The organism is Streptomyces hamibioticus, from assembly GCF_047946815.1.
Taxonomy (GTDB): domain Bacteria; phylum Actinomycetota; class Actinomycetes; order Streptomycetales; family Streptomycetaceae; genus Streptomyces.
Genome location: NZ_JBKKQY010000001.1, coordinates 5,710,671 through 5,737,306, shown reverse-complemented (window position 1 = coordinate 5,737,306; position 26,636 = coordinate 5,710,671). Strand labels below are relative to the sequence as shown.

Genomic DNA, 26,636 nt, shown 5'->3' with positions numbered 1-26,636 from the left:
GGTTCGATCTCCGGACAGAGGGTCATCGGCGCGCCCTAACGCCCGTGCCGTGGCCCGCTCGTCTCGTCTTCCGCGGGGGCGACCGGCAGGCCCGCGGTCCGCGCCGCCGTGCGCAGCACGTCGCGGAGCATCTCGGGGGTGAGCCGACCGGTGAACGTGTTGCGCTGGCTGACGTGGAAGCAGCCGAAGAGGTCGAGCCCCTCCAGCGCGACCCGGGTGCCGTGCGCGAAGGCGGGCCGTGGCCTGGGCACCGGCCACCCCGCCTCGGCGAACGCGGGCAGCGCCGCCTGCCAGCCGAAGGCACCGAGCACGACCACGGCCCGCAGCGTCGGCCGCAGCAGCCGCAGTTCCTGCACGAGCCAGGGCCGGCAGGTGTCCCGCTCGCCCGGCGTGGGTTTGTTGGCGGGCGGAGCGCAGTGCACCGGTGACGTGACGCGCACGCCGTAGAGTTCCAGGCCGTCGTCGGCGGACACCGCGGTGGGCTGCGAGGCGAGGCCCACGTCATACAGCGCCTGGTACAGGACGTCTCCGGAACGGTCCCCGGTGAACATCCGGCCCGTGCGGTTCCCGCCGTGCGCCGCCGGGGCCAGACCGACGATCAGCAGCCGGGCGTCCGGCGGACCGAAGCCCGGCACCGGCCGGCCCCAGTACGTCCAGTCGGCGAACGCCGCCCTCTTGGTACGGGCCACCTCCTCCCGCCAGTCGACCAGCCGCGGACAGGCCCGGCAGCCCGCGATCCGCCGGTCGAGTTCGTCGAGGCCACTGGTGTGCATGCCTCCACCGTAGGGCCGCCGGTCCGGCCACGAGTGTCCCGGCCCGGCGAGGGGAGCCGACGCTCCGGGCCCCGCCGGGTACGGCCGGGAGGCTAAGGTCGGGGACATGGTTTCCGAGCGTGACGAGGACTGGTACCGCGGAGCGGCCGACGCACGGAACTCCGCCGCGCCGCGGTCCGAGGGTGGGGCCGGGACACAGTCCGGGGGCGGGGCCGGGGGCCGGTCCGAGGATGGGGCCCGTGTCCGGTCCGAGGGCGGGGCGGCCTCCGAGCGGGCCGCTGAACGGGCCGCAGGGCAGGCCGACGAGCCGGTCGGGGCCGTCGAAGCCGTCGAAGTCGTCGAAGCCGTCGACCCGAAGGTCGCCGCCGCGATCGCCGCCGCCGAGGCAGCCGGACCGAAGAACGGCGAGACCGTCCGCGTCGACAGCTGGGTCTGGGCCGTCCGGCTGGTCAAGACCCGGTCCATCGGCGCGACCGCCTGCCGGGGCGGTCATGTCCGGGTCAACGGCGAGCGTGTGAAGCCCGCGCACGCCCTGCGCGTCGGAGACGAGGTCCGGCTCCGGCACGAGGGCCGCGAACGGGTCGTCGTCGTGAAGCGGCTGATCCGCAAGCGGGTCGGCGCCCCGGTGGCCGCCCAGTGCTACATCGACAACTCTCCTCCGCCCCCGCCCCGGGAGGCCGTCGCGCCCGCCGGCATCCGCGACCGCGGCGCCGGCCGGCCCACCAAGCGCGACCGCCGGGAGCTGGAGCGCCTGCGTGGACTGGGCGGCTTGGGCGGTCCGGGCAGTCCGGGCAGCGGACCCGGAGGCCGGCCCCGAGGCCGCTGACCGGCCCGAGACGGAAGACGCTGACCGCCCCGGGACCAAGGACGCTGACCCACCCGGGACCGAGACCGCTGACCGACCCCGGCCCGAGACCGCTGACGGGCCCGGGGCAGTTGCTGTCCCCCGGAAACCGGAACGAACCCGTCGCCGGGGCGCCGGCATCCCCTCCGCACGCCCGAGCGCCCGGTCCGTCACGGGCACCGTCGGGTCACGGGCACCGCTACGCCACAGGCACCGCCCGCACCCACATCCGGTCCTCGGTCAGATACCGGTCCGCCCTCAGGCCCGCCTCGTCGAGCGCCTCCTCGAACCGCTCCCGGGTCAGCGGCCTGGCCCGGAATGTCTGGGTCCAGACGGCGTCCGGGAACACGTACTCCGCGTGTACGGAGTTGACTCCGTCGCCGACCGGTTCCGACGACACGATGCGCACGGTGAAGCCGCTGGGGTCGGTCCGCTCCCTCGGCACGTTCGTGTGGTAGTCCTCGCCCTCCCGTTGGATCAGCACACAGCCGTCCTTCGCGACGTGCCGTGCGCAGGTGCGCAGCAGTCCTCGGCGCACCTCGGTGTCCCCGGTGTGGACGAGGAACGACGCCAGCATCACCACGTCGAACGTCTCGCCGAGGTCGAGGCGCTCGATCGGACCGCATATCGTCCGGGCCCCTTGGACGCGCTCCAGCATCTCCGCGGACTCGTCCACCGCCGTGACCGTGAACCCGCGCTCCAGCAGCGGGTGCGTCATCCGCCCCACGCCGCTGCCCAGCTCCAGGATGTGGGCGCCCGCGGGCACGGCGGCGGCGATGATGTCCGGCTCCGGGCCGACGGGCAGCCGCGAGTAGAGCTCCACCGCGCAGCCGTCCGGGGTCACCGCCCCGGGCCCCGTCCCCTGGTGTCCCTCTCGCATTTTCAGCTCCATGCCCGTCCAACGGACCGCGTCCGCACGCCCGTTCCCACCACAGCCTCGTTCACCCGTCCGAGTGAACACGCGCCGATCGCGGCAAAGAGGTACGTTTCCCTGAGGGAGCGGGTGATCGCGATGCGTACGGGCAGTGAACCGGCGACCGCGCGCAGTGCGCTGCGAGCGCGATTCTGGCTGAGCGTGTGGGGGCTGGTCTGGACGGTCTTCGGGACGGCCGCGTTCGCCATCGCCGGACGGCCCGGCTGGGCCCTCGCCTGCGGGGTGCTGTGGCTGATCGTGACGATCGACCTGGCCGTGGTCCTCCGGCACCTCCGACAAGGCCCGCACTACCAGCCGGGCCGTGACATCCCGCCGTACCGTCCGGTCCAGGACGGCCCTCACCGTTCCCCGCCGGACTCCCCGGACCCCGCCGGGCCGGACTCCCCGGACCGCCCTCCGCCGGGCGGCCAGGACCCCGGCCCGCAGAACTCACCGTAGGGCCCCGGCGGGATCCGGCCCCGGGCCGTCAGCCGTCGAAGTCGGCCCGGCGCAGGTACTGGGGGTTGGGATCGAGGGCGGCGGCCAGGCGGAAGTGGCGCCTGGCCTGGTCGGCACGGCCCTGGCGCTCATAGGTGCGGGCAAGGGCGAAGTGCGCGAACGCGTTGTCCGGTTCGCGCTCCAGGACGACGGTGAACTCCAGCTCGGCCGGTCGCAGTTGCGCCGCCGCAAAGAACGCACGCGCGCGCAGCAACCGCGCGGCGGTGTTCTCGGGGTGCGCGGCGATGACGCTGTCGAGCAGTTTCACGGCGCCCCGCGGGTCTCGCGCCGCGAGCAACTGCTCGGCGGCACGGAAGTCGATGACGTCCGTCTCCGGCGTACGTCCGTTCGATCCGCTGGCTTCGGGCACGGCTGAGTCCTTCCCTCACTGGGAGGGTTCAACGCCCGCGCAAGGGGCGCTATTCCTGGGGCGTTCGAGGCGGCCGAGGTGCTCAGCGGGGCGCGTGCGCCCTGCGGGCGAGTTCGGCCCACACGTCCTTCACCCGGCGCCGGAGGTCCTCCAGCGGTACGTCGTTGTCGATGACGATGTCCGCGATCTCCCGCCGCTGCTCGGGGGTCGCCTGGGCGGCCATGCGCGCGCGTGCGTCCTCCTCCGTCATGCCCCGGAGCCGTACCAGCCGGTCGAGCTGGGTGGCCGGGTCGGCGTCGACGACGACCACGACGTCGTACAGCGGTGCCAGGCCGTTCTCGGTGAGGAGCGGGACGTCGTGCACGACGACGGCGTCCTCGGCGGCGCCCTCCTCCAGCTCGCGGGAGCGGGCGCCGACGAGGGGGTGGACGATGGAGTTCAGCACTCGCAGCCGCTCCGGGTCGGCGAACACGATCGAGCCCAGTTTCGGCCGGTCCAGGCTGCCGTCCTCGGCGAGCACCTCCTCACCGAAGGCCTCCACGACGGCGGCCAGCCCCGGCGTCCCCGGCGCGACCACCTCGCGGGCGATCCGGTCCGCGTCGATCAGTACCGCCCCGCACTCGACGAGCAGCCGCGACACCTCGCTCTTGCCGGCGCCGATTCCGCCGGTCAGGCCCACCTTCAGCATGAGCGGAAGCTTAGGGCCTGATGCCGGCCCGGCGGCGGACGGCCCCGGCAACCCGGGAAACCCGCCGACCGCGGAAGCACCGGGCCCATCCTAGTTGTCGCCCTCGCGCTCCGCCAGGAACCTCTCGAACTCCCGCCCGATCTCGTCCGCCGACGGGATCTCCACCGGCTCGGCGAGCATGTTGCCCCGGGTCTCGGCGCCCGCGGCGGCGTCGTACTGGTGCTCCAGGCCCCGGACGAGCGCGGTGAGTTCCTCGTCGCCCTCCTGGATCTGCCGGTCGATCTCCGTCTGCGTGCGGTGCGCGTCCGTGCGCAGGGAGTGGGCGATGCCGGGCAGGACCAGCCCCGTCGCCGCCGTGATCGACTCCAGGACGGTCAGCGCCGCGTCCGGGTACGGGGAGCGGGCGATGTAGTGCGGCACGTGCGCGGCGACGCCCAGGACGTCGTGGCCGGCCTCCAGGAGCCGGTACTCGACGAGTGCCTCGGCGCTGCCGGGCACCTGCGCCTCCTCGAAGGGACTGCGGTGGCCGGGGACGAGGTCGGTGCGGTTGCCGTGCGGGGTGATGCCGACCGGGCGGGTGTGCGGGACGCCCATGGGGATGCCGTGGAAGTTCACCGAGAGGCGGACGCCGAGCCGCTCGACGACCTCCTTGACGGCGGCGGCGAAGCGCTCCCACTCGACGTCCGGCTCGGGACCGGACAGCAGCAGGAAGGGCGCTCCGGTGGCGTCCTGGACGATCCGCACCTCTATGGCGGGCTCCTCGTAGGAGGTCCAGCGGTCGCGCTTGAAGGTCAGCAGCGGGCGGCGGGCGCGGTAGTCCACGAGCCGGTCGTGGTCGAAGCGCGCGACGACCTGATGCGGCAGCGAGCCCAGCACCTGGTCGACGATCTGGTCGCCGGTCTCGCCGGCGTCGATGTATCCGTCGAAGTGGTAGAGCATGACAAGACCGGCCGACTCCTGGGCGAGCGCCATGTCGACCACGGCCAGGCCCTTCGGCTCCCATGCGTACAAACCCTGCGGATCAAGCACAGTGACCGCTCCTCCTCGTGTTCGTACTGCACAACGCGCGCCGGGCCGTGGGCATTCCCCGTCACACGCTCCTGATCAGGCTCTCCTCACCGGGAGTTGCGGGCCACGCACACCGTGCGTGCGGGCACCGTGCGTGCGGACACGCCGAGGGCCCGCACCCTTCACGGGTGCGGGCCCTCGGTCCGGCGAGCTGTCGCTCGCTCAAGAGCTCCTGCTCAGCAGCTCCTGCTCAGCAGACTCGGCAGACTGCGCTCAGCTCTGGCCGCCGGCCAGCTTCTCGCGCAGTGCGGCCAGCGCCTCGTCCGACGCCAGGGCGCCGGAGTTGTCGCCGCCCTCGGAGGAGTACGAGCCACCACCGGTCGCGGCCGGAGCGGCGGCCTCGCCACCCTCGGCAGCGGCCTGGGCGTCCGCCTCGCGGGACTTGATGACCTGCTGCTGGTGCTGCTCGAAGCGGGACTGCGCCTCGGCGTACTGGCGCTCCCACTCCTCGCGCTGCTTCTCGTAGCCCGGCAGCCAGTCGTTGGTCTCCGGGTCGAAGCCCTCCGGGTAGATGTAGTTGCCCTGGTCGTCGTACGACGCGGCCATGCCGTACAGGGTCGGGTCGAACTCGACGACCGACGGGTCGGCGCCGAACGCCTCGTTGGCCTGCTTCAGCGAGAGGCTGATGCGACGGCGCTCGAGGTCGATGTCGATGACCTTGACGAAGATCTCGTCGTTGACCTGGACGACCTGCTCCGGGATCTCCACGTGGCGCTCGGCCAGCTCGGAGATGTGGACCAGACCCTCGATGCCCTCGTCCACGCGGACGAACGCACCGAACGGAACCAGCTTCGTGACCTTGCCGGGCACGACCTGGCCGATCTGGTGGGTGCGGGCGAACTGCTGCCACGGGTCTTCCTGGGTCGCCTTCAGCGACAGGGAGACACGCTCGCGGTCCATGTCGACGTCGAGGACCTCGACGGTGACCTCCTGGCCCACCTCGACGACCTCGGACGGGTGGTCGATGTGCTTCCAGGACAGCTCGGACACGTGGACCAGGCCGTCGACGCCACCCAGGTCCACGAAGGCACCGAAGTTGACGATCGAGGAGACGACGCCGGACCGCACCTGACCCTTCTGGAGGGTGGTGAGGAAGGTCTGGCGGACCTCGGACTGGGTCTGCTCCAGCCAGGCACGGCGGGACAGGACCACGTTGTTGCGGTTCTTGTCCAGCTCGATGATCTTGGCCTCGAGCTCCTTGCCCACGTAGGGCTGGAGGTCGCGAACGCGGCGCATCTCCACCAGGGAGGCCGGGAGGAAGCCACGGAGGCCGATGTCGAGGATGAGACCACCCTTGACGACCTCGATGACGGTACCGGTGACGATCCCGTCCTCTTCCTTGATCTTCTCGATGGTGCCCCAGGCACGCTCGTACTGGGCGCGCTTCTTCGAGAGGATCAGGCGGCCTTCCTTGTCCTCCTTCTGGAGGACCAGGGCCTCGATCTCGTCGCCCACGGCGACGACCTCGTTCGGGTCGACGTCGTGCTTGATCGAGAGCTCGCGGCTCGGGATAACGCCTTCGGTCTTGTAACCGATGTCGAGCAGGACCTCGTCCCGGTCGACCTTCACGATGACGCCGTCGACGATGTCGCCGTCGTTGAAGTACTTGATCGTCTCGTCGATCGCGGCGAGGAAAGCTTCCTCGTTACCGATGTCGTTGACCGCTACCTGCGGGGTGGTGGCGGTGGTCTCGGTGCTGCTCGTCATGTGGGAAAGGGCTCCGGTACGGACATTGAAGTCGTAGGTACTGCTTACGCCGGAGCCCGTTTCGCTCTGCAGAAGCCGGACAGCCAAGGAAGCGCCAATCCAGACACCGGGTGCCCGGTGGCGCCTCGACAACCGAGGGGACATACAACAGATGCGAGCGCAGCCTGCTACGTCTGAGGTGCGCAGGCCCGCAGCGCAACTTGTAGCATACGGGGGCAGCGGGGCAGGGTCAATGCGCGAAGCCGCCCACCCGGGACGGATCGCCGCATACCCGGCACAAGAAGCGTCCGTCGAGGCCACACGGGCCCGTGTCGCCCCCGTATCGGCTTCGGGGCGCCCGTGTCGCCGTCTTGCCGGCACCGGGCGTGACACCGATGACGAGCCGGGTGGGCCGGGGCCGGCCGAGCCGGACGGCAGAGTACGACGAAGGAGCCGATCATCCAAGAGTCCGAAGCGCCCGAACCGGAGGCCACCCGCCGTGACGCCGGGGTCGCGGAGAGTTCCCGCGCCAACCGGGGCTGGTGGGACCGCAACGCGGACGAGTACCAGGTCGAGCACGGCACCTTCCTCGGGGACGACCGCTTCGTGTGGGGACCCGAGGGGCTCGACGAGGTGGAGGCCGAGCTGCTCGGCCCGCCGGAGGAGCTGAAGGGCCGGGACGTCCTGGAGATCGGTGCCGGCGCGGCCCAGTGCGCGCGCTGGCTGGCCGCCCAGGGGGCCCGTCCGGTCGCCCTGGACCTCTCCCACCGGCAGCTCCAGCACGCGCTGCGGATCGGCGGGGCGTTCCCCCTGGTCTGCGCGGACGCCGGGGCGCTGCCCTTCGCGGACGGCTCCTTCGACCTGGCCTGCTCGGCGTACGGGGCGCTGCCGTTCGTCGCCGACCCGCGGCTGGTGCTGCGGGAGGTGCGCCGGGTGCTGCGCCCGGGCGGGCGGTTCGTGTTCTCGGTGTCGCACCCGATCCGCTGGGCGTTCCCGGACGAGCCGGGGCCCGAGGGGCTGAGCGTGTCCGGGTCGTACTTCGACCGCACCCCGTACGTCGAGCAGGACGACGAGGGCCGCGCGGTGTACGTCGAGCACCACCGCACCCTCGGGGACCGGGTCCGGGACGTCGTCGCGTCGGGCTTCCGGCTGGTGGACCTGGTGGAGCCGGAGTGGCCGGCCTGGAACACCTCCGAGTGGGGCGGCTGGTCGCCGCTGCGCGGGAACCTGATCCCGGGGACGGCGATCTTCGTGTGCGTACGAGACTGAGTGCGTGATCCGTTACGACGCCCTGGACGCCCTGCCCGTACGCGGTGCCCTGCCCGCCACCCCGTACGTCGAGCAGGACGACGAGGGCCGCGCGGTGTACGTCGAGCACCACCGCACCCTCGGGGACCGGGTCCGGGACGTCGTCGCGTCGGGCTTCCGGCTGGTGGACCTGGTGGAGCCGGAGTGGCCGGCCTGGAACACCTCCGAGTGGGGCGGCTGGTCGCCGCTGCGCGGGAACCTGATCCCGGGGACGGCGATCTTCGTGTGCGTACGAGACTGAGTGCGTGATCCGTTACGACGCCCTGGACGCCCTGCCCGTACGCGGTGCCCTGCCCGCCCTGCACGACGCCCTGGAGGGACACGGCACCGCGGTGCTGGTCGCCCCGCCCGGCACCGGCAAGACGACGCTGGTGCCGCTGGAGCTGGCCGGGCTGGTCGGCGCGGGCGCCCCGCGCGGCGTGTGGTCGTGGCCGAGCCGCGGCGGATCGCCGCGCGGGCGGCGGCCCGGCGGATGGCGTGGCTGCTGGGTGAGCGGCCCGGCGGGAGCGTCGGCCACACGGTCCGCGGGGAACGGGTCGTGGGGCGGCACACGCGCGTGGAGGTCGTGACCACCGGTGTGCTGTTGCAGCGGCTCCAGCGCGACCAGGAACTGGCCGGCGTCGACGCGGTGGTGCTCGACGAGTGCCACGAGCGGCATCTGGACGCGGACACGGCGGCGGCGTTCCTCTGGGACGTGCGCCAGACCCTGCGGCCGGAACTGCGGCTGGTGGCCGCGTCGGCGACCACGGACGCGGAGGGCTGGGCGCGGCTGCTGGGCGGGGCGCCGGTGGTCGAGGCGCGCGGGGCGTCGCATCCGGTGGAGGTGGTGTGGGCGCCGCCGGCGCGTCCGGTGCGGCCGCCGCACGGGATGCGGGTGGACCCGGCGCTGCTGACGCACGTGGCGTCGGTGCTGCGGCGGGCGCTGGCCGAGCGGTCGGGGGACGTGCTGTGCTTCCTGCCCGGGGTGGGCGAGATCGCCCGGGTCGCCGGGCAGCTCGGCGGACTGGACGGGGTGGACGTGCTCCAGGTGCACGGGCGGGCGCCGGCGGCGGTGCAGGACGCGGTACTGGCGCCCGGGGCGCGGCGCCGGGTGGTGCTGGCGACGTCGGTGGCGGAGTCGTCGCTGACGGTTCCCGGCGTGCGGGTGGTCGTGGACTCGGGGCTGGCGCGGGAGCCGCGGGTGGATCACGCGCGCGGGCTGAGTGCGCTGGCGACGGTGCGGGCCTCGCAGGCGGCGGCGCGGCAGCGGGCGGGGCGGGCCGGGCGGGAGGCGCCGGGCACGGTCTACCGCTGCTGGACGGAGGCCGAGGACGTCCGTCTGCCGCGTTTCCCGGCGCCGGAGATCAAGGTGGCCGACCTGACGGCGTTCGCGCTCCAGGCGGCCTGCTGGGGCGATCCGGACGCCTCCGGGCTGGCGTTGCTGGACCCGCCGCCGGGCGGGGCGATGGCGGCGGCGCGCGAGGTGCTGTCCGCGATCGGCGCGGTGGACGCCGCCGGGCGGGCCACGGAGCGCGGGGCACGGCTGGCGCGGCTCGGGGTCCACCCGCGGCTGGGGCGGGCACTGCTGGACGCGGGCGCCTCCGGCGGCGGTGCCGAGGTGGTCGCGCTGCTCAGCGAGGAGCCACCGCGCGAGTACGGGGACGATCTCGCCGGCGCGCTGCGCGCCGCCCGGCGCGGGGGTGACGCCTACGCGGGCCGGTGGCGGGCCGAAGTGCGCAGGCTCCGGTCCGCGACCGGCGAGCGCACGGCCCCGCCCGCCCGCGCGGAGGCAGCCCCTGCCCCGGGCGAGCGCCCGAAGGGCGCACCGGACCCTCGCGAGCGCCCGGAGGGCGGGCCCGCGGACGGTGGTGCGGGCGACACACGGGACGACACGCAGACGGAGCCGCGCACGCAGGAGCCCGGAAACGGCGGCCGTGCGGGTGGCGGGCCCGGGGACCGGCCGGTGCGGGGGCCGGTGGCAGGTGGCCGTGCGGGCAGGGAAGGGACGGAGCGGTCTGCGCGCGGCGCGGGGACGGGTGGCCGTGGGAACGGCCGGGGTCTCGGCGGCGGGGAGGGCGGCGGGGCCGAGGACCGGGTGGCCGGGCTCGTGGCCGCCCTCGCCTTTCCCGAGCGGCTCGCGCGGGTCGATGGCGGCTCGTACCTCATGGTGTCCGGCACGCGCGCGGAGCTGCCGGACGGGTCGGCGCTGCGCGGGGCGCCGTGGATCGCCGTGGCCGTGGCGGACCGGCCGATCGGCAAGGGGAACGCGCGCGTACGGCTCGGGGCGGTCGTCGACGAGGAGGTCGCGCGGCTCGCGGCGGGGACCCTGCTGGCGGAGGCGGCGGAAGTCCGCTGGGCCGACGGTGACGTGGTGGCCCGGCGGGTGGAGCGGCTGGGGGCCGTGGAGCTGGCGGCGCGGCCCCTGGCCGACGCCGATCCCGGCCTCGTACGGGACGCGCTGCTGGAGGGGCTGCGCCGGGAGGGGTTCGGGCTGCTGCGCTGGTCGGCCGAGGCGGCCGTACTGCGGCAGCGGCTCGCCTTCCTGCGGCTGCACCTCGGCGACCCCTGGCCGGACGTGTCCGAGGACGCGCTCCACGCGCGCGTGGACGAGTGGCTGGAGCCCGAGCTGGGGCGGGCGCGGCGGCGCGCCGACCTGGCGCGGATCGACGCCGGTCAGGCGCTGGCACGGCTGCTGCCCTGGTCCACCGGGGACGCGGCACGGCTCGACGAACTCGCCCCCGAGCGGATCACCGTGCCCAGCGGGTCCAGGATCCGGATCGACTACACCGACCCGGAGCAGCCGGTTCTCGCGGTGAAACTGCAGGAGATGTTCGGGCTGCAGCGGTCGCCGGAGATCGCCGGGGTGCCGCTGCTCGTCCATCTCCTCTCCCCCGCCGGACGCCCGGCCGCCGTCACCGCGGATCTGGCCTCCTTCTGGCGGGAGGGCTACCGGGGCGTGCGGGCGGAACTGCGCGGCCGCTATCCGAAACATCCGTGGCCCGAGGATCCGGCGGCCGCCGAGCCGACGCGGCACACCAACGCCCGGCTCGGGCGGTGACCGGCGCGTCGTCGGTGTCGTGGGCGGGTGCCGGTGGTGCCGGGACCTCGACCGGACGCGCACGCATGCGGGCCCCCGGCGGACGGCATCCGGCAGAACTGACGTGCGCTGAGGTGACGGGTCACCAGGTCCGGGCACGCCGGTAACGGGAGGCCGGGAGGTGAGCAGGTCACGTACGAGACGGCGGCGCCCCTCCCGGTGGAGGAGCGCCGCCGTCGTCGTCCGCGGGACGGTGCCCGGATCTACGCGCCGGAGCCGGTCGAGGCGCTGGGCGAGGAATCGGCCGTCGCCTCACCGGAGGGCGACCCGCTCGGCGACGTGGAGGGGGCGGGGGACGTCGACGGGCCGGGCGAGGCCGACTCCGGCTCCTGCGCCTCCACGGTCAGCGGGACGTTGAGCGTCGCGCCGCCCGCGGTGGTGACGCGGAGCGTGAACGCGCCGCTGGTGCCGTCCGCGTACAGCTTGGGCAGCGTCAGCCGGCCCTCGGCGTCGGTCCGCAGGCCCGTGAGGGTGCGCACGGGCCTGCCGTCGGCGTCCTTGAAGTAGGGGCCCTTGTCGTTCACCGTCGGGTCGAGCACCGACTTGACGAGCGTGGCGGTGACCGCGACGCGGTCGGCGACGGCGCCCCGGTACGTGGCCTTCAGCCGGACCTGCTCGGTGAACTCGCCGCCCGGGGCGCAGACGAGCGGGGTGTCGCCGGTACGGGTGACGGCGTCGGCGACGCGCTCGGTGACGGTGCCCCGGTAGACGAGGGCGGGGACGGTCGCGCGGCCGACGACGGTGGCGCGGACGGTGAAGCCGCCGGTCTTCTCGCCGGCCCGCAGCGCGGGTGCGAGGGCCACGCCGGAGCTGTTGGTGACGACCGTGGCGACACTCTCGCCGCCGGCGAACGTGGTGTCCGTGTCGCCGACGACGGTGAAGCGGACGCGCACCTTGCCGACGCCCTTGCCGGCCTTCGTCTCGGCGCGGGCGCTGATCCGCTCGGCGAACGCGTCGCCCGCCATGGCGGTGAGCTTGCCGGTGCCGGCGTTCTCCAGGTGGTCCACCGTGTCGGTGGGGGTGGGCGTCCCGGTGGGCGGCGGGGTCGTTTGGGGAGGTGTGGGCGTGGGCGTGGTGGGCGGCTTGGGGCTCGGCGAACCGGTGCCGCTTCCGCCGCCGTCGCCCCCGCCGGTGCCCGGCGAGGTGGTCCCCTTCGGCGGCGTGGGCTTCGACCGGTCGGGCGACGGCTTGGGGGACGGCTCGGTCCGGTCGACGCCGGTACCGGTACCGGTGCCACTGCCACTGCCACTGCCGGTGTCGCTGCGGCCCACGGGCAGCGAACCGGTGCCGTCGGGGATCTCGTGGCTGCCCCTGCGGTAGTAGTCGAGCCAGGACAGGACCGTGTGCAGATAGTCCTGGGAGTTGTTGTAGCTGAGGATCGCGCGCTTGAGGTCGGCCTGGACGGACAGGTCCCAGCCGTTGCGGCACAGGTAGTGGCCGGCGGCGAGCGCGGCGTCGTAGACGTTGTTGGGGTCCTCCTTGCCGTCACCGTTGCCGTCGCGGGCGGACCACGCCCAGGTGGACGGGATGAACTGCATGGGGCCGACGGCGTTGTCGTAGCTGCTGTTGCCGTCGTACACACCGTCGTCGGTGTCCTTGATGAGGGCGAAGCCGTTGCCGTCGAGCTGGGGGCCGATGATGGGGCTGGGGGTGGTGCCGTCGGCGTCCACCCGGCCGCCGCGGGCGTGCCCGGACTCCACCTTGCCGATGGCGGCGAGCAGTTGCCAGGGCAGGTTGCAGCTCGGCTTGGCCGAGCGCAGCGCGGCCTCGGCCTTCTTGTAGGCGTCGAGGACGGTCGCCGGGATGCCCGCCTCGGCGGGGCCCTTGGAGACCGGGGTGCCGATGGTCGGCGAGGGCTTCGGGCTGTCGAGCGGCGGCAGGTCCGTGTAGTAGGGCGAGTTGCCGGTGGCGCTGGCCTCGGGGTCGGTGTCGGGCGAGGGCACCGCGTCGGCGGTGGTCCGTCTGCCGTTGGTGTCGGCCGTCACGTCGGGAGCCTGGGACGCGGACAGGGCCGCGACCGCGACCGCCGCCACGGTGGTGGTAACCGCGCCCTTGCGCAGTCTCCTGCCGAATTGCGCCGCCATAGACCGAACCCCTCCCGTGGACGCCACGCGTCCGTCTCTGTCCCTCGTGCCCGTCACGTCGTGCTCGTGCCCGTCGTGCCCGTCGTGCCCGTCGTGCCGCGCTCACCGTGTCGTGCTCGTCGTGCCGTGCTCACCGGGCCGTGCTCGCCGAGGTGTGACGACCGGCCCGATACGGTGCCGCAGGCGACCCTACGACAACTTCCTTTGCACCGGCAGACGTTCCTGCCCGATTTTCACCGATTGGCCACGTTGAGTCGCCGGACCGGTCGGCGCACGCCAGGAGGAACCCCTCATGCCCTTCACTTTCTGCCATGCGGCTGCCGTGCTCCCCGCCGTCCGCGCGGACGGCACCGGCCGCGGGCGCCTGGTGCCGGCCGCGCTCGTGGCGGGCTCCTTCGCGCCCGACATGACCTATTACGCGGCGAGCGCGGTGTCCGGGGCGATGGAGTTCGGGGACGTCACGCACTCCTTCCCGGGCGTGTTCACCGTCGACGTGCTGGTGGCCTGGGCGCTGGTGGGGTTGTGGCTGCTGGTGCGCGAGCCGCTGGTGGCGCTGCTGCCGCGGGGGCGGCAGGGGCGGACGGCGGCGCTGCTGCGGTGCGGTGTGCCCCGCGCGCGCGTGCGGCCCTCCATGGCGGGCTGGTGGTACGTGTCGGCGGCGCTGGGCGCGCTGACGCACGTCGTGTGGGACGCGTTCACACACCTCGACCGGTGGGGGACGCGGATGTTTCCCGCGCTGGGCCGGGAGATCGCCGGCTCGCCGCTCTACTGGTACCTCCAGTACGGCGGTTCGGCGGTGGCCGCGGTCGTGATCGCCGTGTTCGTGGTACGGGCGCTGCGGCGGATGCCCCGCGAGGCCCACCCGGTGGGGATCCCGGCGCTGTCAGCACGGGACCGGTGGTGGGCCGGTGCGGTGCTCGGCGGTTGCGCGGCGGCGGGAGCGGTGCACCGGGCGACGCGCTGGTGGGACTACTGGGGGCCGGTCGCGAAGCCGTGGGAGCTGATCCCGACCGTGTGCTTCGGGGCGGGCGCGGGACTCGTCCCCGGGCTGCTGCTGTACGCCGTCGGGGTCAGGGTGTGGCGTCCGGTCCGGCTGCCGGGCGGCGCCGACGGCGTCGGTGCGGAGCCGGGCCGGCGGGTCGCGCGCTGACGGTGTCGGCGGCGGCGACGAACACGGTGAACGTGCGCGCCGGGCGTGGCTGTGGCAGCAGTGTGAGGGCGAGCGCCAGGTAGCTGCGGGCCAGGTCGGCCCAGAGCCGCCAGACGGGTGCCCCGCCGCTGCCCGATGCGGCGGCGGCCCCGTCCCGGCGGGCGAGTCTGCGGCGGAGGTCGGCCGTCACCTGGCGCACGGCCGTCGCCAGGGTGGCGGGGATGCGGGCGGTACTTGCGCCCAGCGCGAAGGCCGGGACGGGCGGAAGTGGCACGCAGGCGGGTCCGTCTCCGCCGGCCCGCGGCGGTGCCGTCCGGTGGTGGAGCATGCGTATACCCATGCCCGCATCCTCACGGCAGACGGCGGCGGGGGCTTTTGGGCGGGGGCCACGCGGGTGACGGGTCCCTCCGGGGGGTTGGGCCCGGGCGGGGCGCGTTTTCCGGGACGGGTGGATCGGGTGGGGCCGGGTGAGTCGGGCGGCTTGGAGTGGTGGGCCGGCCTCCGGGGTGCGGGGGGATCGGCGCCGTCGGGTGCGCCGGGGCGCCGGCGCCGGGTACACCGACGCGGTTGCACGCCGTCGCGGTTGCACGCCGTCGCGGTTGCACGCCGTCGCGGTTGCACGCCGTCGCGGTTGCACGCCGTCGCGGTTGCACGCCGTCGCGGTTGCACGCCGTCGTGGTTGCTCAGCGCCCGAGCCGTGCCGAAGGCGGGCGGTGGGCCTCGTCCACCGCCCGCCCCGCGCTCTGCGACCGCCGGAGGCTAGTGTGCCGCCGACTCCCAGTCCGGGCCCGATCCCACCGACACGCCCAGGGGGACCCTGAGTTCCACCGCGGACGCCATCTCGCGGCGGACCAGTTCCTCGGCCGCCGCCCGCTCGCCGGGGGCGATCTCCAGGACGATTTCGTCGTGGACCTGCAGGAGCATGCGGGAGGTGAGACCGCTTTCGCGGAGCGCCTTGTCCACGTTGAGCATCGCGATCTTCACGATGTCCGCGGCGGTGCCCTGGATGGGCGCGTTCAGGGCCATCCGCTCCGCCGCCTCGCGGCGCTGCCGGTTGTCGCTGTTGAGGTCGGGGAGGTAGCGACGGCGCCCGAAGAGCGTCGCCGTGTACCCCGTCGCCCGCGCCTCGTCCACCACCCGGCGCAGATAGTCCCGGACGCCGCCGAACCGCTCGAAGTAGGCGTCCATCAGGGCGCGGGCCTCGGCCGCCTCGATGTTCAGCTGCTGGGAGAGGCCGAAGGCCGACAGGCCGTACGCCAGGCCGTAGGACATGGCCTTGATCTTGCGGCGCATCTCCGCGTCGACCTGGCCGGGCTCGACGGAGAACACCTGCGCGGCGGCGGTGGTGTGCAGGTCCTCGCCGGAGGTGAACGCCTCGATCAGGCCCTCGTCCTCGGACAGGTGGGCCATCACACGCAGCTCGATCTGGCTGTAGTCCGCCGTCATCAGGGACTCGAAGCCCTCGCCGACCACGAATCCGCGGCGGATCGCCCGGCCCTCGTCGGTACGGACCGGGATGTTCTGCAGGTTGGGATCGGTGGAGGACAGGCGGCCCGTCGCGGCGACCGTCTGGTTGAACGTGGTGTGGATGCGGCCGTCCGCGGCGATCGTCTTGATCAGGCCCTCGACGGTGACACGGAGCTTGGCCTGCTCACGGTGCCGGAGCATGATCACCGGCAGCTCGTTGTCCGTCTGGGTCGCCAGCCACGCCAGGGCGTCGGCGTCCGTGGTGTAGCCGGTCTTCGTCTTCTTCGTCTTGGGCAGGTTCAGCTCGCCGAAGAGGACCTCCTGGAGCTGCTTGGGCGAGCCCAGGTTGAACTCCCGGCCGGCCGCCGCGTGCGCCTCCTTCATCGCCTGCTGCACGGCGCCGGCGAACATCTGCTCCATGGCCTGGAGGTGTTCCCGGTCGGCCGCGATGCCGTGCCGCTCCATGCGGGCCAGCAGCGCCGACGTCGGCAGCTCCATGTCCCGCAGCAGGTCCGCGGCGCCGACCTCCTGGAGCCGGCCCTCGAAGGCCTCGCCCAGATCGAGGACCGCGCGGGCCTGCATCATCAGCGCCTCCGCCTCGGCACCGTCGTCCGCGCCCAGGGCGAGCTGACCGTCGGCCGCGGCGGCCGGGCCCAGCTCGCGGTGCAGGTACTCCAGGGACAGTGCGTCCAGGTCGAAGGAGCGGCGGCCCGGCTTGACCAGGTAGGCGGCGAGGGCCGTGTCCATGGTGACGCCGTCGATGCTCCAGCCGTGCTCGGCGAAGACGCGCATCGCGCCCTTGGCGTTGTGGAAGATCTTCGGCCGGTCCGCGTCGGCCAGCCAGGACGTCCACGCCGACTCGTCGGCCTCGTCCAGCTGGGACGGGTCGAACCAGGCGGCCCTGCCGTCGGGCGCGGCGAGCGCGACCTCGGCGACCGAGCCCGCGCCCAGCGCCCAGGCGCCGACGGTGGCGACGCCGAGGACCTGCGTGCCGTGCTCGGCGAGCCAGCCCGCCAGCTCGCCGGTGCCGAGCACCGAGCCGTCCAGCTCCACGCCGGCCGTGACGACCGGTGTCGCCTCGGCCTCCTCCGCGCCGGGGTCGACGGCGAACAGCCGCTCGCGCAGCGAGGGGTTGCGGATCTCCAGGGTGTCGAGGACCATCGCGACGCCCTTGCGGTCGTACGCCGTCCGCTCCAGGTCGGTGACCGTCCTCGGCAGCTCGACCCGCCGCTCCAGCTCGGTCAGCAGGCGGTTGAGCTTGACGGACTCCAGGTGGTCACGGAGGTTCTGCCCCGCCTTGCCCTTGACCTCGTCGGCGCGCTCGACCAGCTGGGCGAAGGACCCGAACTGGTTGATCCACTTCGCGGCGGTCTTCTCGCCGACGCCGGGGATGCCCGGCAGGTTGTCGGACGGGTCGCCGCGCAGCGCCGCGAAGTCGGGGTACTGGGCGGGGGTCAGCCCGTACTTCTCGAGGACCTTCTCCGGGGTGAACCGGGTCAGCTCCGAGACGCCCTTCGTCGGATACAGCACCGTGGTGTGCTCGCTGACCAGCTGGAAGGAGTCCCGGTCGCCGGTGACGATCAGCACCTCGAAGCCCTCGGCCTCGGCCTGGGTGGCGAGGGTGGCGATGACGTCGTCAGCCTCGTACCCCTCCACGGCGAAGCGGGAGACGTGCATCGCGTCGAGCAGCTCGCAGATCAGCTCGACCTGGCCCTTGAACTCGTCCGGGGTCTTGGAGCGGTTCGCCTTGTACTCCGTGAACCGCTCGGACCGCCAGGTCTTGCGGGAGACGTCGAACGCCACCGCGAAGTGTGTGGGCGCCTCGTCACGCAAAGTATTGGCCAGCATCGAGGCGAAGCCGTAGATGGCGTTGGTCGGCTGGCCGGTCGCGGTCGTGAAATTCTCCGCGGGCAGCGCGAAGAACGCGCGATAGGCCAGCGAGTGCCCGTCCATGAGCATCAGGCGCGGACGGCTGCCGCCGGAGGGGGTGTCGGTCTTCTTCGATGCTGTCTCTGCCACGCCCCCGATCCTGCCACGAGCCACTGACAGCCGGCCCCGCGCCGACGCTCGGCGGGCCCCGCGCTCGTGTTCGGCCGGCCCCGCGCCCACGCCGCCCCCGCACTCCCACGCCGGTACGGGCCGGGACCGGACCCCTGGTGCCGGACCGCTCACGCACCGTCACGCACCCGGGAGTCGCCCGGCGCGGGGCGGGTCCGCACCGGCCGGCGGGTCCGGCCGGTCTCGATGCCGAGGGCACGGTTAGCGCCGCCGGGCCCGGCCGGTCTCGATGCCGGCGGCGCGTGCGAGGATCGGAGACGTACCTCACACGTGTACGCGAAGAGGAGTGCGCGATGGCCGCCAAGCCGCCCAAGAGTGACCCGGTCCAGGACGCGCCCCGGGTCGCCGAGCCGAAGCACGCGGCGGCGGGCCTGCCGGCCATCGGCCACACGCTGCGCATCGCCCAGCGGCAGATGGGCGTGAAGCGCACCGCGCTGACCCTGCTGAACGTCAACCAGAAGGACGGCTTCGACTGCCCCGGCTGCGCCTGGCCGGAGCCGGACCACCGGCACGCGGCGGAGTTCTGCGAGAACGGCGCGAAGGCGGTCGCCGAGGAGGCCACGCTGCGCCGGGTCACGCCGGAGTTCTTCGCGGCGCACTCCGTCGCCGACCTCGCCACCCGCAGCGGTTACTGGCTGGGCCAGCAGGGCCGGCTCACCCACCCCGTGTACCTGCCGGAGGGCGGTACGCACTACGAGCCGGTCACCTGGGAGCGCGCCTTCGGCATCGTCGCCGAGGAGATCGCGGCCCTCTCCTCCCCCGACGAGGCCGTCTTCTACACCTCGGGGCGCACCAGCAACGAGGCCGCCTTCCTCTACCAGCTGTTCGCGCGTGAGCTGGGCACCAACAACCTGCCGGACTGCTCCAACATGTGCCACGAGTCGTCCGGCTCGGCGCTCTCCGAAACGATCGGCGTCGGCAAGGGCAGCGTCCTGCTGGAGGACCTGTACCAGGCGGACCTGATCGTCGTCGCCGGGCAGAACCCCGGCACGAACCACCCGCGCATGCTCTCCGCGCTGGAGAAGGCCAAGGCGAACGGCGCGAGGATCATCAGCGTGAACCCGCTGCCCGAGGCCGGTCTGGAGCGCTTCAAGAACCCGCAGACCGCCAGGGGCCTCACCGCCGGTGCCGCGCTCACCGACCTGTTCCTGCAGATCCGCATCGGCGGCGACCAGGCCCTGTTCCGGCTCCTCAACAAGCTGATCCTGGAGACCGAAGGCGCCGTGGACGAGGCGTTCGTCCGCGAGCACACGCACGGCTTCGAGGAGTTCGCGCAGGCCGCCCGGGCCGCCGACTGGGACGAGACCCTCACGGCGACCGGCCTCACGCGCGCGGAGATCGACGAGGCGCTGCGCATGGTCCTCGCCTCCCGGCGCACCATCGTGTGCTGGGCGATGGGCCTCACCCAGCACAAGCACTCGGTGCCCACCATCCGCGAGGTGGTCAACTTCCTCCTGCTGCGGGGCAGCATCGGCCGCCCGGGCGCGGGCGTGTGCCCGGTGCGCGGCCACTCCAACGTGCAGGGCGACCGCACGATGGGCATCGTCGAACGGCCCGCGGCCGCCTTCCTGGACGCCCTGGAGAAGGAGTTCGGCTTCACGCCTCCGCGCGAGCACGGCTACGACGTCGTGCGGGCCATCCGGGCGCTGCGCGACGGCGCGGCGAAGGTCTTCTTCGCCATGGGCGGCAACTTCGTCTCCGCCTCCCCCGACACGGAGGTCACCGAGGCGGCGATGCGCCGCGCCCGACTGACGGTGCACGTGTCGACGAAGCTGAACCGCTCGCACGCCGTCACGGGCGCGCGTGCGCTGATCCTGCCGACCCTCGGCCGCACCGAACGCGACCTCCAGGCGAGCGGCGAGCAGTTCGTCACCGTCGAGGACTCCATGGGCATGGTGCACGCCTCCCGCGGGCGCCTGGAGCCGGCGAGCCCGCACCTGCTGTCCGAGCCGGCCATCGTGTGCCGCCTGGCCCGCCGGGTGCTGGGCGAGAGCAGTTCCACGCCCTGGGAGGAGTTCGAGCGGGACTACGCGGCGATCCGCGACCGCATCGCGCGCGTGGTCCCGGGTTTCGAGGACTTCAACGCCCGTGTGACCGGTTCCGCCGGCCGCCCCGGCGGCTTCGCCCTCCCGCACGCCCCGCGCGACGAGCGCCGTTTCCCGACCGCCACCGGCAAGGCCCATTTCACCGCCGCCCCGGTGGAGTACCCGAAGCTGCCCGAGGGCCGGCTGCTGCTGCAGACGCTGCGCTCGCACGATCAGTACAACACCACGATCTACGGCCTGGACGACCGCTACCGCGGCATCACGAACGGCCGCCGGGTGGTCCTGGTGAACCCGGAGGACGCCCGCAGGCTCGGTGTCCGGGACGGCTCCTACGTCGACCTGGTCGGCGAGTGGCGGGACGGCGTGGAGCGGCGGGCCCCCGGCTTCCGGGTCGTCGCCTATCCGACGGCCCGGGGCTGTGCCGCCGCGTACTACCCGGAGACCAACGTGCTCGTGCCGCTGGACGCCACCGCGGACACCAGCAACACCCCGGCCAGCAAGTCCGTCGTCGTGCGTCTGGAACAATCGGCGACCGACTGAGCGTTCGCTCAGAGGAGGTCGAGACGACATCGGCCCACCCGCACGACGCACCACGATCGACGAACGGAGCCGGAGCCCATGGGCGAGCAGCAGAGCGTGAAGTTCCCGCAGGAGGTCATCGACGAGTACGCGGCGCTCGGCGTGGACCTGCCCGCCCTGTTCTCCGCCGGCCACCTCGGCACGCGCATGGGCGTGCAGATCCTGGAGGCGTCGGCCGAGCGCGTCGTCGGCACCATGCCGGTGGAAGGGAACACCCAGCCGTACGGGCTGCTGCACGGCGGCGCCTCCGCGGTGCTGGCCGAGACGCTCGGCTCGGTGGGCTCGATGCTGCACGGCGGCAGCTCCAAGATCGCCGTCGGTGTCGACCTGAACTGCACCCATCACCGCGGGGTCCGCTCCGGCCTGGTGACCGGCGTGGCCACGCCGGTGCACCGGGGCCGGTCGACGGCGACGTACGAGATCGTGATCAGCGACGAGCAGGACCGGCGGGTGTGCAGCGCCCGGCTGACCTGTCTGCTGCGGGACGTGGACCCCGGTGACGCCGCCCAGGCCGGCGCCGCGGGCTGAGCCGGCACCGGCAGCAGCCCGCGACGCGGCCATTGCCCCCCGGCCCCCGGCGTCTTAGCGTCGGGGCATGGGACGGCTCAGGGCCCCCTGGCCGGGGGTGACCACGCTCGGGCCGGACTGGCCCTGCTGACCGGGGTGTCGGCGACCGGCTGCGGCAACTCCGGAAGCGGCGCCCCCGGTTCCGCACCCGCCGGCACCACCCCGCCGCCCACACCCCCCGTCGGCCTGTGCGTGACGATCGTCGGCCACTGGTCGCGTGAGCTGCTCGACGGCGACTCCTACGGCGACTACCAGTCCATGGGGCTGTCCAACCGTCAGTACGACATCCTGCGCGAGGTCCTCGACGCCGCCCGGCCCGTGAAAGGACGTCAGGGAGTCGGGGCGGCCGAGGAGTTGATCGACCGCAGAACGCGCGAGGAGTGCGCCCGCGCCCACCGCGACGGCGGCCCGAGCACCGGCGGCCCGTGGCGGTGAGCGGCACCGGTCCCGTCGAACCGGGCGAGGGCACGCACGCGTGGGACACCCCGGACACAGAGGGCTCCCCGCCCCCCGCTCCGCCCCGCGGACGCCTCGCGCGCCACTTCCACCGGCACCGCCGGGCCGTCCTCGCGACCACGGCGACCGCCGCCCTCCTGGCGGGCAGCGGCTACCTGCACGCGACCCGGCCGCAGCCGACGCCGCCTCCCCGCCCCCCGTACCCCCCGCACCCGTCCCAGGCCGTCGGCATCGCCTACCTGAGGGCGGCGCCCGTACCTCCCGGGGCGCCGCCCCGCACCTTCGCCTTCACGCTGCGGCTGGAGGTCCGGGCCGGTCCGCCCGTCACCGTGACCCGTTTCGCCCAGCCGTATCCCGGTCTTTCGGTGACCTCGGCGCCAGCCGCGCCATTCCGGACGAAACGAGATTCACCCCGCGAGGTCACGATCACCATGCGCGTGACGGAATGCGGAAAAGTGCCGCGGAACGTCGGGCTCCCTTTCCTGGACGTAACTCTGCGTAATACGCGCGCAATGGAAGTTCACATTTTCATCCTCGGACGCCGCTATGCGCAACACCTGTCCAGGGCTCTGAGCGTCGCTTGCGGCAACGATTCCAAGTAATCACCAAAACGCTTGAGACGCCTGAACGCGCCTCGGACGTCCTGCGGGTTCTCAGCATGTGGACCGGGCGAATCGGCCGGAATTCCGCCCTTCTTCCCACGGAGTACCGCTCTGCATTACCCCGTGTCATAACAAGAGCGTCACAGCCTCGGTCAGACTCTCCTCCACGTTCCCCACACACGCTTAGAGTCACGGCCAGTCACCGCGCCCGTCGGATTGTCATACCCGCCCAGCGCTCGACTCGGCCGTCTCCACGGGGAAACGGCTGTGCCAGGGAAAGGACTGATCGTGCGTCAACGTTCGCTCATCGCCATCACCGCCGCTCTGGCGGCCGGAGCGCTCACCCTCACCGCCTGCGGCTCGCGCGACGACAACGGCGGCGGCGGCTCCGACCCCGGGAACGGCGGCGGCACCACCGTGGTCATCGGCGTCGACGCCCCGCTGACCGGCGACCTGTCCGCGCTCGGCCTCGGGATCAAGAACTCCGTCGACCTCGCGGCCAAGGTCGCCAACAAGGAGAAGTACGTCGACGGCGTCACCTTCAAGATCGAAGCCCTCGACGACCAGGCACAGCCCTCCTCCGGCCAGCAGAACGCCACCAAGCTGGTCGCCAACGACGACGTCCTCGGCGTCGTCGGCCCGCTCAACTCCTCCGTCGCCGAGTCCATGCAGAAGGTCTTCGACGACGCCAAGCTCGTCCAGGTCTCGCCCGCCAACACCAACCCGGCCCTCACCCAGGGCACGGACTGGCGGAAGAACAAGGTCCGCCCGTACAAGTCCTACTTCCGCACCGCCACCACGGACGCCGTCCAGGGCCCGTTCGCCGCCCAGTACCTCTACAACGACTCCAAGAAGCGCAAGGTCTTCGTCATCGACGACAAGAAGACCTACGGCGCCGGCCTCGCCGCCACCTTCACCGACGAGTTCAAGAAGCTCGGCGGCAAGGTCGTCGGCACGGAACACATCAACCCGGACACCAAGGACTTCTCCGCGGTCGCCACCAAGGTCAAGAACTCCGGCGCCGACGTCGTCTACTACGGCGGCGAGTACCCGCAGGCCGGCCCGCTCAGCAAGCAGATCAAGGCGGCCGGCGCCAAGGTCCCGCTCGTCGGCGGTGACGGCATCTACAGCGCCGACTTCATCAAGCTCGCCGGCCCCAGCGGCACCGGCGACCTCGCCACCTCCGTCGGTGCCCCGGTCGAGGAACTGCCCTCCGCCAAGGAGTTCGTCGCCAACTACAAGGCCGAGGGCTACAAGGAGGACTACGAGGCCTACGGCGGTTACTCCTACGACTCGGCCTGGGCGATCATCGAAGCGGTGAAGAAGGTCGTCGAGGACAACGACGGCAAGCTCCCCGACGACGCCCGCGAGAAGGTCACCGCGGCCATGCAGAACGTCTCCTTCGACGGAGTCACCGGCAAGGTCTCCTTCGACGAGTTCGGTGACGCCACCAACAAGCAGCTCACCGTCTACGCCGTCGAGAACGGTGCCTGGAAGGACGTGAAGTCCGGCACCTACACCGGCTGACCCCCACCCGCACCACCACGAGCCGCGCGGGGCGCTGCACCACAGGCGCCCCGCGCGGACTCGCATCCGGCCCCATCCGTCGAACATTTCCGGACGTCTCGGAGGACATGCGGTGAACGAACTGCCGCAGCAGCTGGTCAACGGCCTGCTACTGGGATCCATGTACGGGCTGGTCGCCATCGGCTACACGATGGTCTATGGCATCGTCCAGCTCATCAACTTCGCCCACGGCGAGATCTTCATGACCGGCGCCTTCGGCGCGCTCACGGTCTACGTGTACATCCTGCCCGACGGCACCTCCATGCTGATCGCCCTGCCCCTGATGCTCATCGGGGCCATGCTCGTCGCCACCACCGTGGCCGTCGGAGCGGAACGATTCGCCTACCGGCCGCTGCGCGGCGCACCCCGCCTCGCCCCCCTGATCACCGCCATCGGCCTCTCCCTCGCCCTCCAGCAGGCGGTATGGGCCTGGTACCCCGAGGCCAAATCGGCCCGCACCTTCCCCGGCATCCCCGGCGGCCCCTTCGAGATCGGCTCGGTCACCATCCAGACCGGCGACGTCTTCCTCTTCTGCGCCGCCCCCATCAGCATGGCGATCCTCGCCTACTTCGTGATGCGCACCCGCACCGGACGCGGCATGCAGGCCACCGCCCAGGACCCCGACACCGCCAAGCTCATGGGCGTCAACACCGACCGCATCATCGTGGTCGCCTTCGCCCTCGGCGCCGTCTTCGCCGCGGTCGGCGGCGTCGCCTACGGCCTCAAATACGGCCAGATCGACTTCCGCATGGGCTTCATCCTCGGGCTCAAGGCGTTCACCGCGGCCGTCCTCGGCGGTATCGGCAACATCTACGGCGCCATGCTCGGCGGCATCGTCCTCGGCGTGGCCGAAGCCCTGTCCACCGCCTACATCTCCGACATCCCCGGCATGGACCAGTTCGGCAGCCAGTCCTGGGCCGACGTCTGGGCGTTCGTACTCCTCATCCTCGTGCTCCTCTTCAGGCCGCAGGGCCTGCTCGGCGAGCGCGTCGCGGACAGGGCGTGACACCGATGACCACACAGACCACCACAGCACAGACCCCCGGCACCCCCGCCGCCGACGCCCCCAAGGGCCTCACCGGCATCCCGGAGAACATCGGCCGCGCCCTCGCCACCGGCGGCGGCGCCCTCGCCGTCGTCTCCACCTTCCTCGCCTGGACCTGGACCTCCCGGTTCCCCGGTGACCTCACCGTCTACGCCTACCCCGGCGGCCTCCAGGTCCTCGTCCTCATCGGCGGCGCCCTCACCACCCTCTTCGGCCTCGCCTCCTACGGCGTCAAGGGCCTGCGCGCCCTCACCCCCGCAGGCACCGACGCCGCCCTCATCCTCGCCGCACTCGGCACCTTCGCCACCACCTGGTACACGATCATCGCCATCAGCGCCAAGCTCGGCGGAGTCGTCAACCTCGAACCCGGTGGCTGGATCGCAGGCATCGCCACCCTCACCGCCGTCCTCGGCGCGCTCTCCCTGCCGGTCGAACGGCCGGACGCCGAACCCGTCGACCCCGACGAAACCACCCAGGAGCGACTGCGCCGCATCGGCCGCCACACGGGCGCACTCATGAAGTCCGCCCTGGCCACCCGCACCCCGGCCCCCGCCCCCAGCCTCCCCTCCTACGTCGAGATCCTCATCGTCGTCGCCGCCCTCGCCGTCGGCCTCACCGTCTTCACCTACGGCATCGGCACCGAGTACGACGAACTGTTCATCGGCTTCCTCATCACCGCCGGCTTCGGCTTCGCCGCCGTCGCCAAGGCAGGACTCGTCGGCCGCGTCTCCGCCATCACCGCCAGACACCGCAACATCACCATGATCGGCGCGTTCGTCGCAGCCGCCGCCTTCCCCTTCACCCAGTCCGACGACCAGTACGCCACCATCGGCGTCTACATCCTCATCTTCGCCACCGTCGCCCTCGGACTGAACGTCGTCGTCGGCCTCGCCGGACTCCTCGACCTGGGATACGTCGCCTTCCTCGGCGTCGGCGCCTACACCGCCGCCATGGTCTCCGGCTCCCCCTCCAGCCCCTTCGACATCCAGCTGCCCTTCTGGGCCTCCGCCCTCCTCGGCGCAGCCGTCGCCATGGTCTTCGGCGTCCTCATCGGCGCCCCCACCCTGCGACTGCGCGGCGACTACCTCGCCATCGTCACCCTCGGCTTCGGAGAGATCTTCCGCATCGCCGTGCTGAACATGGACGGAACCTCCGGACCCGACATCACCAACGGCTCCAACGGCATCTCCTCGGTCCCCAACCTCAGCATCCTCGGATTCGACTTCGGCCAGGAACACACCATCGCCGGGTTCACCATCGGCCGCTTCGCCAACTACTTCCTGCTGATGCTCCTCATCACCCTCGTCGTCGTGATCGTCTTCCGGCGCAGCAGCGACTCCCGCATCGGCCGCGCCTGGGTCGCCATCCGCGAGGACGAGACGGCCGCCCGAGCGATGGGCATCAACGGCTTCCGCGTCAAACTCATCGCCTTCGCCCTCGGCGCCACCCTCGCCGGGCTCGCCGGCACCGTCCAGGCCCACGTCACCTACACCGTCACCCCCGAGCAGTACCAGTTCGCCCACGTCGTCCCGCCCAACAGCGCCTTCCTGCTCGCCGCGGTCGTCCTCGGCGGCATGGGCACCATCAGCGGACCCCTCGTCGGCGCCGCCCTGCTCTACCTCATCCCCGCCAAGCTCCAGTTCCTCGGCGACTACCAGCTCTTCGCCTTCGGCCTCGCGCTCGTCCTCCTGATGCGCTTCCGTCCGGAAGGCCTCATCCCCAACCGGCGCCGCCGGCTCGAATTCCACGAAGAGGCCGAAGCGCCCACAGTCCTCAGCAAGGCAGGGGCCTGA

The 26,636-nt window shown here is 72.7% G+C and carries 20 protein-coding genes and 2 pseudogenes; 13 read left to right on the top strand and 9 right to left on the bottom strand.

Annotation, left to right across the window (positions count from 1 at the left end; translation table 11 throughout):
• Positions 1–35 precede the first annotated feature (35 nt).
• On the bottom strand, positions 36–773 hold the full coding sequence (locus ACLGIH_RS26005; protein ID WP_416527705.1) for a uracil-DNA glycosylase: 738 nt from the start codon (positions 771–773) through the stop codon (positions 36–38).
• A 106-nt stretch (positions 774–879) separates the two neighbouring features.
• On the opposite strand from ACLGIH_RS26005, the gene ACLGIH_RS26000 reads away from it, so the two are divergent.
• A complete protein-coding gene (locus ACLGIH_RS26000; protein ID WP_416527704.1) occupies positions 880–1,599 on the top strand; it encodes an RNA-binding S4 domain-containing protein in 720 nt (239 codons plus the stop codon).
• A 217-nt stretch (positions 1,600–1,816) separates the two neighbouring features.
• Here the strand turns inward: ACLGIH_RS26000 and ACLGIH_RS25995 are convergent, their stop codons facing one another.
• Entirely contained in the window at positions 1,817–2,509 is a 693-nt protein-coding gene (locus tag ACLGIH_RS25995) for a class I SAM-dependent methyltransferase (protein WP_416527703.1), read from the bottom strand.
• Between the two features lie 120 nt (positions 2,510–2,629).
• On the opposite strand from ACLGIH_RS25995, the pseudogene ACLGIH_RS25990 reads away from it, so the two are divergent.
• Positions 2,630–2,890 (top strand): annotated as a pseudogene (locus tag ACLGIH_RS25990) (DUF6343 family protein); the annotation flags it as partial.
• 127 nt (positions 2,891–3,017) lie between these two features.
• Here ACLGIH_RS25990 and ACLGIH_RS25985 read toward each other — a convergent pair.
• The 4 genes from ACLGIH_RS25985 to rpsA form a co-directional block, all read right to left on the bottom strand.
• Positions 3,018–3,398: a tetratricopeptide repeat protein gene (locus tag ACLGIH_RS25985; RefSeq protein ID WP_416527702.1), complete on the bottom strand. Its 381-nt coding sequence runs from the start codon at positions 3,396–3,398 to the stop codon at positions 3,018–3,020.
• Between the two features lie 82 nt (positions 3,399–3,480).
• Positions 3,481–4,086, bottom strand: a complete 606-nt coding sequence (gene coaE / locus ACLGIH_RS25980; protein ID WP_416527701.1) for a dephospho-CoA kinase — start codon at positions 4,084–4,086, stop codon at positions 3,481–3,483.
• Between the two features lie 90 nt (positions 4,087–4,176).
• Positions 4,177–5,115, bottom strand: coding sequence for a PAC2 family protein (locus ACLGIH_RS25975; protein WP_416527700.1), 939 nt, complete (start codon positions 5,113–5,115; stop codon positions 4,177–4,179).
• A gap of 252 nt (positions 5,116–5,367) precedes the next feature.
• A complete protein-coding gene (rpsA, locus tag ACLGIH_RS25970) occupies positions 5,368–6,861 on the bottom strand; it encodes a 30S ribosomal protein S1 (protein WP_416527699.1) in 1,494 nt (497 codons plus the stop codon).
• Between the two features lie 435 nt (positions 6,862–7,296).
• On the opposite strand from rpsA, the gene ACLGIH_RS25965 reads away from it, so the two are divergent.
• The 4 genes and pseudogenes from ACLGIH_RS25965 to ACLGIH_RS25950 all read left to right on the top strand — a co-directional run bounded on the left by ACLGIH_RS25965 (position 7,297) and on the right by ACLGIH_RS25950 (position 11,185).
• Entirely contained in the window at positions 7,297–8,109 is an 813-nt protein-coding gene (locus ACLGIH_RS25965; RefSeq protein ID WP_416529474.1) for a class I SAM-dependent methyltransferase, read from the top strand.
• 58 nt (positions 8,110–8,167) lie between these two features.
• Positions 8,168–8,389, top strand: a pseudogene (locus tag ACLGIH_RS25960) (SAM-dependent methyltransferase); the annotation flags it as partial.
• Between the two features lie 4 nt (positions 8,390–8,393).
• Entirely contained in the window at positions 8,394–8,717 is a 324-nt protein-coding gene (locus tag ACLGIH_RS25955) for a hypothetical protein (RefSeq protein WP_416527698.1), read from the top strand.
• Positions 8,687–11,185, top strand: a complete 2,499-nt coding sequence (locus tag ACLGIH_RS25950; RefSeq protein WP_416527697.1) for an ATP-dependent RNA helicase — start codon at positions 8,687–8,689, stop codon at positions 11,183–11,185. Before ACLGIH_RS25955 ends, ACLGIH_RS25950 begins: the two co-directional genes overlap by 31 nt.
• Before the next feature lie 242 nt (positions 11,186–11,427).
• Here ACLGIH_RS25950 and ACLGIH_RS25945 read toward each other — a convergent pair whose 3' ends face one another.
• Complete coding sequence (locus ACLGIH_RS25945; protein ID WP_416527696.1) at positions 11,428–13,308, bottom strand: lytic transglycosylase domain-containing protein; 1,881 nt, start codon at positions 13,306–13,308, stop codon at positions 11,428–11,430.
• A gap of 292 nt (positions 13,309–13,600) precedes the next feature.
• Here ACLGIH_RS25945 and ACLGIH_RS25940 point away from each other — a divergent pair, with 292 nt between their 5' ends.
• On the top strand, positions 13,601–14,458 hold the full coding sequence (locus ACLGIH_RS25940) for a DUF4184 family protein (protein ID WP_416527695.1): 858 nt from the start codon (positions 13,601–13,603) through the stop codon (positions 14,456–14,458).
• On the opposite strand, the gene ACLGIH_RS25935 is transcribed toward ACLGIH_RS25940, so the two are convergent.
• A complete protein-coding gene (locus tag ACLGIH_RS25935) occupies positions 14,379–14,798 on the bottom strand; it encodes a hypothetical protein (RefSeq protein ID WP_416527694.1) in 420 nt (139 codons plus the stop codon). The two genes, ACLGIH_RS25940 and ACLGIH_RS25935, sit on opposite strands and share 80 nt — an antisense overlap.
• 419 nt (positions 14,799–15,217) lie before the next feature.
• Positions 15,218–17,944: a DNA polymerase I gene (gene polA, locus ACLGIH_RS25930; protein ID WP_416527693.1), complete on the bottom strand. Its 2,727-nt coding sequence runs from the start codon at positions 17,942–17,944 to the stop codon at positions 15,218–15,220.
• A 332-nt stretch (positions 17,945–18,276) separates the two neighbouring features.
• On the opposite strand from polA, the gene ACLGIH_RS25925 reads away from it, so the two are divergent.
• The 6 genes from ACLGIH_RS25925 to ACLGIH_RS25900 all read left to right on the top strand — a co-directional run bounded on the left by ACLGIH_RS25925 (position 18,277) and on the right by ACLGIH_RS25900 (position 26,636).
• Complete coding sequence (locus tag ACLGIH_RS25925; RefSeq protein WP_416527692.1) at positions 18,277–20,568, top strand: FdhF/YdeP family oxidoreductase; 2,292 nt, start codon at positions 18,277–18,279, stop codon at positions 20,566–20,568.
• Positions 20,569–20,646: 78 nt separating this feature from the next.
• Positions 20,647–21,135: a hotdog fold thioesterase gene (locus tag ACLGIH_RS25920; protein ID WP_416527691.1), complete on the top strand. Its 489-nt coding sequence runs from the start codon at positions 20,647–20,649 to the stop codon at positions 21,133–21,135.
• A gap of 135 nt (positions 21,136–21,270) precedes the next feature.
• Positions 21,271–21,609: a hypothetical protein gene (locus ACLGIH_RS25915; RefSeq protein ID WP_416527690.1), complete on the top strand. Its 339-nt coding sequence runs from the start codon at positions 21,271–21,273 to the stop codon at positions 21,607–21,609.
• A 911-nt stretch (positions 21,610–22,520) separates the two neighbouring features.
• On the top strand, positions 22,521–23,759 hold the full coding sequence (locus ACLGIH_RS25910; protein WP_416527689.1) for a branched-chain amino acid ABC transporter substrate-binding protein: 1,239 nt from the start codon (positions 22,521–22,523) through the stop codon (positions 23,757–23,759).
• A 112-nt stretch (positions 23,760–23,871) separates the two neighbouring features.
• Positions 23,872–24,804 carry a branched-chain amino acid ABC transporter permease gene (locus tag ACLGIH_RS25905; protein WP_416527688.1) on the top strand — a complete coding sequence of 311 codons (933 nt, stop codon included), beginning with the start codon at positions 23,872–23,874 and terminating at the stop codon, positions 24,802–24,804.
• A 5-nt stretch (positions 24,805–24,809) separates the two neighbouring features.
• Positions 24,810–26,636, top strand: coding sequence for a branched-chain amino acid ABC transporter permease (locus ACLGIH_RS25900; RefSeq protein WP_416527687.1), 1,827 nt, complete (start codon positions 24,810–24,812; stop codon positions 26,634–26,636).

Bases quoted from the DNA above. Each gene is read 5' to 3' on its own strand.
- ACLGIH_RS25900 (WP_416527687.1), top strand. From the start codon at position 24,810: ATGACCACACAGACCACCACAGCACAGACCCCCGGCACCCCCGCCGCC.
- coaE (WP_416527701.1), bottom strand. From the start codon at position 4,086: ATGCTGAAGGTGGGCCTGACCGGCGGAATCGGCGCCGGCAAGAGCGAG.
- ACLGIH_RS26000 (WP_416527704.1), top strand. From the start codon at position 880: ATGGTTTCCGAGCGTGACGAGGACTGGTACCGCGGAGCGGCCGACGCA.
- ACLGIH_RS25945 (WP_416527696.1), bottom strand. From the start codon at position 13,308: ATGGCGGCGCAATTCGGCAGGAGACTGCGCAAGGGCGCGGTTACCACC.
- rpsA (WP_416527699.1), bottom strand. From the start codon at position 6,861: ATGACGAGCAGCACCGAGACCACCGCCACCACCCCGCAGGTAGCGGTC.
- ACLGIH_RS25940 (WP_416527695.1), top strand. From the start codon at position 13,601: ATGCCCTTCACTTTCTGCCATGCGGCTGCCGTGCTCCCCGCCGTCCGC.
- ACLGIH_RS25995 (WP_416527703.1), bottom strand. From the start codon at position 2,509: ATGGAGCTGAAAATGCGAGAGGGACACCAGGGGACGGGGCCCGGGGCG.
- ACLGIH_RS25920 (WP_416527691.1), top strand. From the start codon at position 20,647: ATGGGCGAGCAGCAGAGCGTGAAGTTCCCGCAGGAGGTCATCGACGAG.
- ACLGIH_RS25935 (WP_416527694.1), bottom strand. From the start codon at position 14,798: ATGGGTATACGCATGCTCCACCACCGGACGGCACCGCCGCGGGCCGGC.
- ACLGIH_RS26005 (WP_416527705.1), bottom strand. From the start codon at position 773: ATGCACACCAGTGGCCTCGACGAACTCGACCGGCGGATCGCGGGCTGC.
- ACLGIH_RS25925 (WP_416527692.1), top strand. From the start codon at position 18,277: ATGGCCGCCAAGCCGCCCAAGAGTGACCCGGTCCAGGACGCGCCCCGG.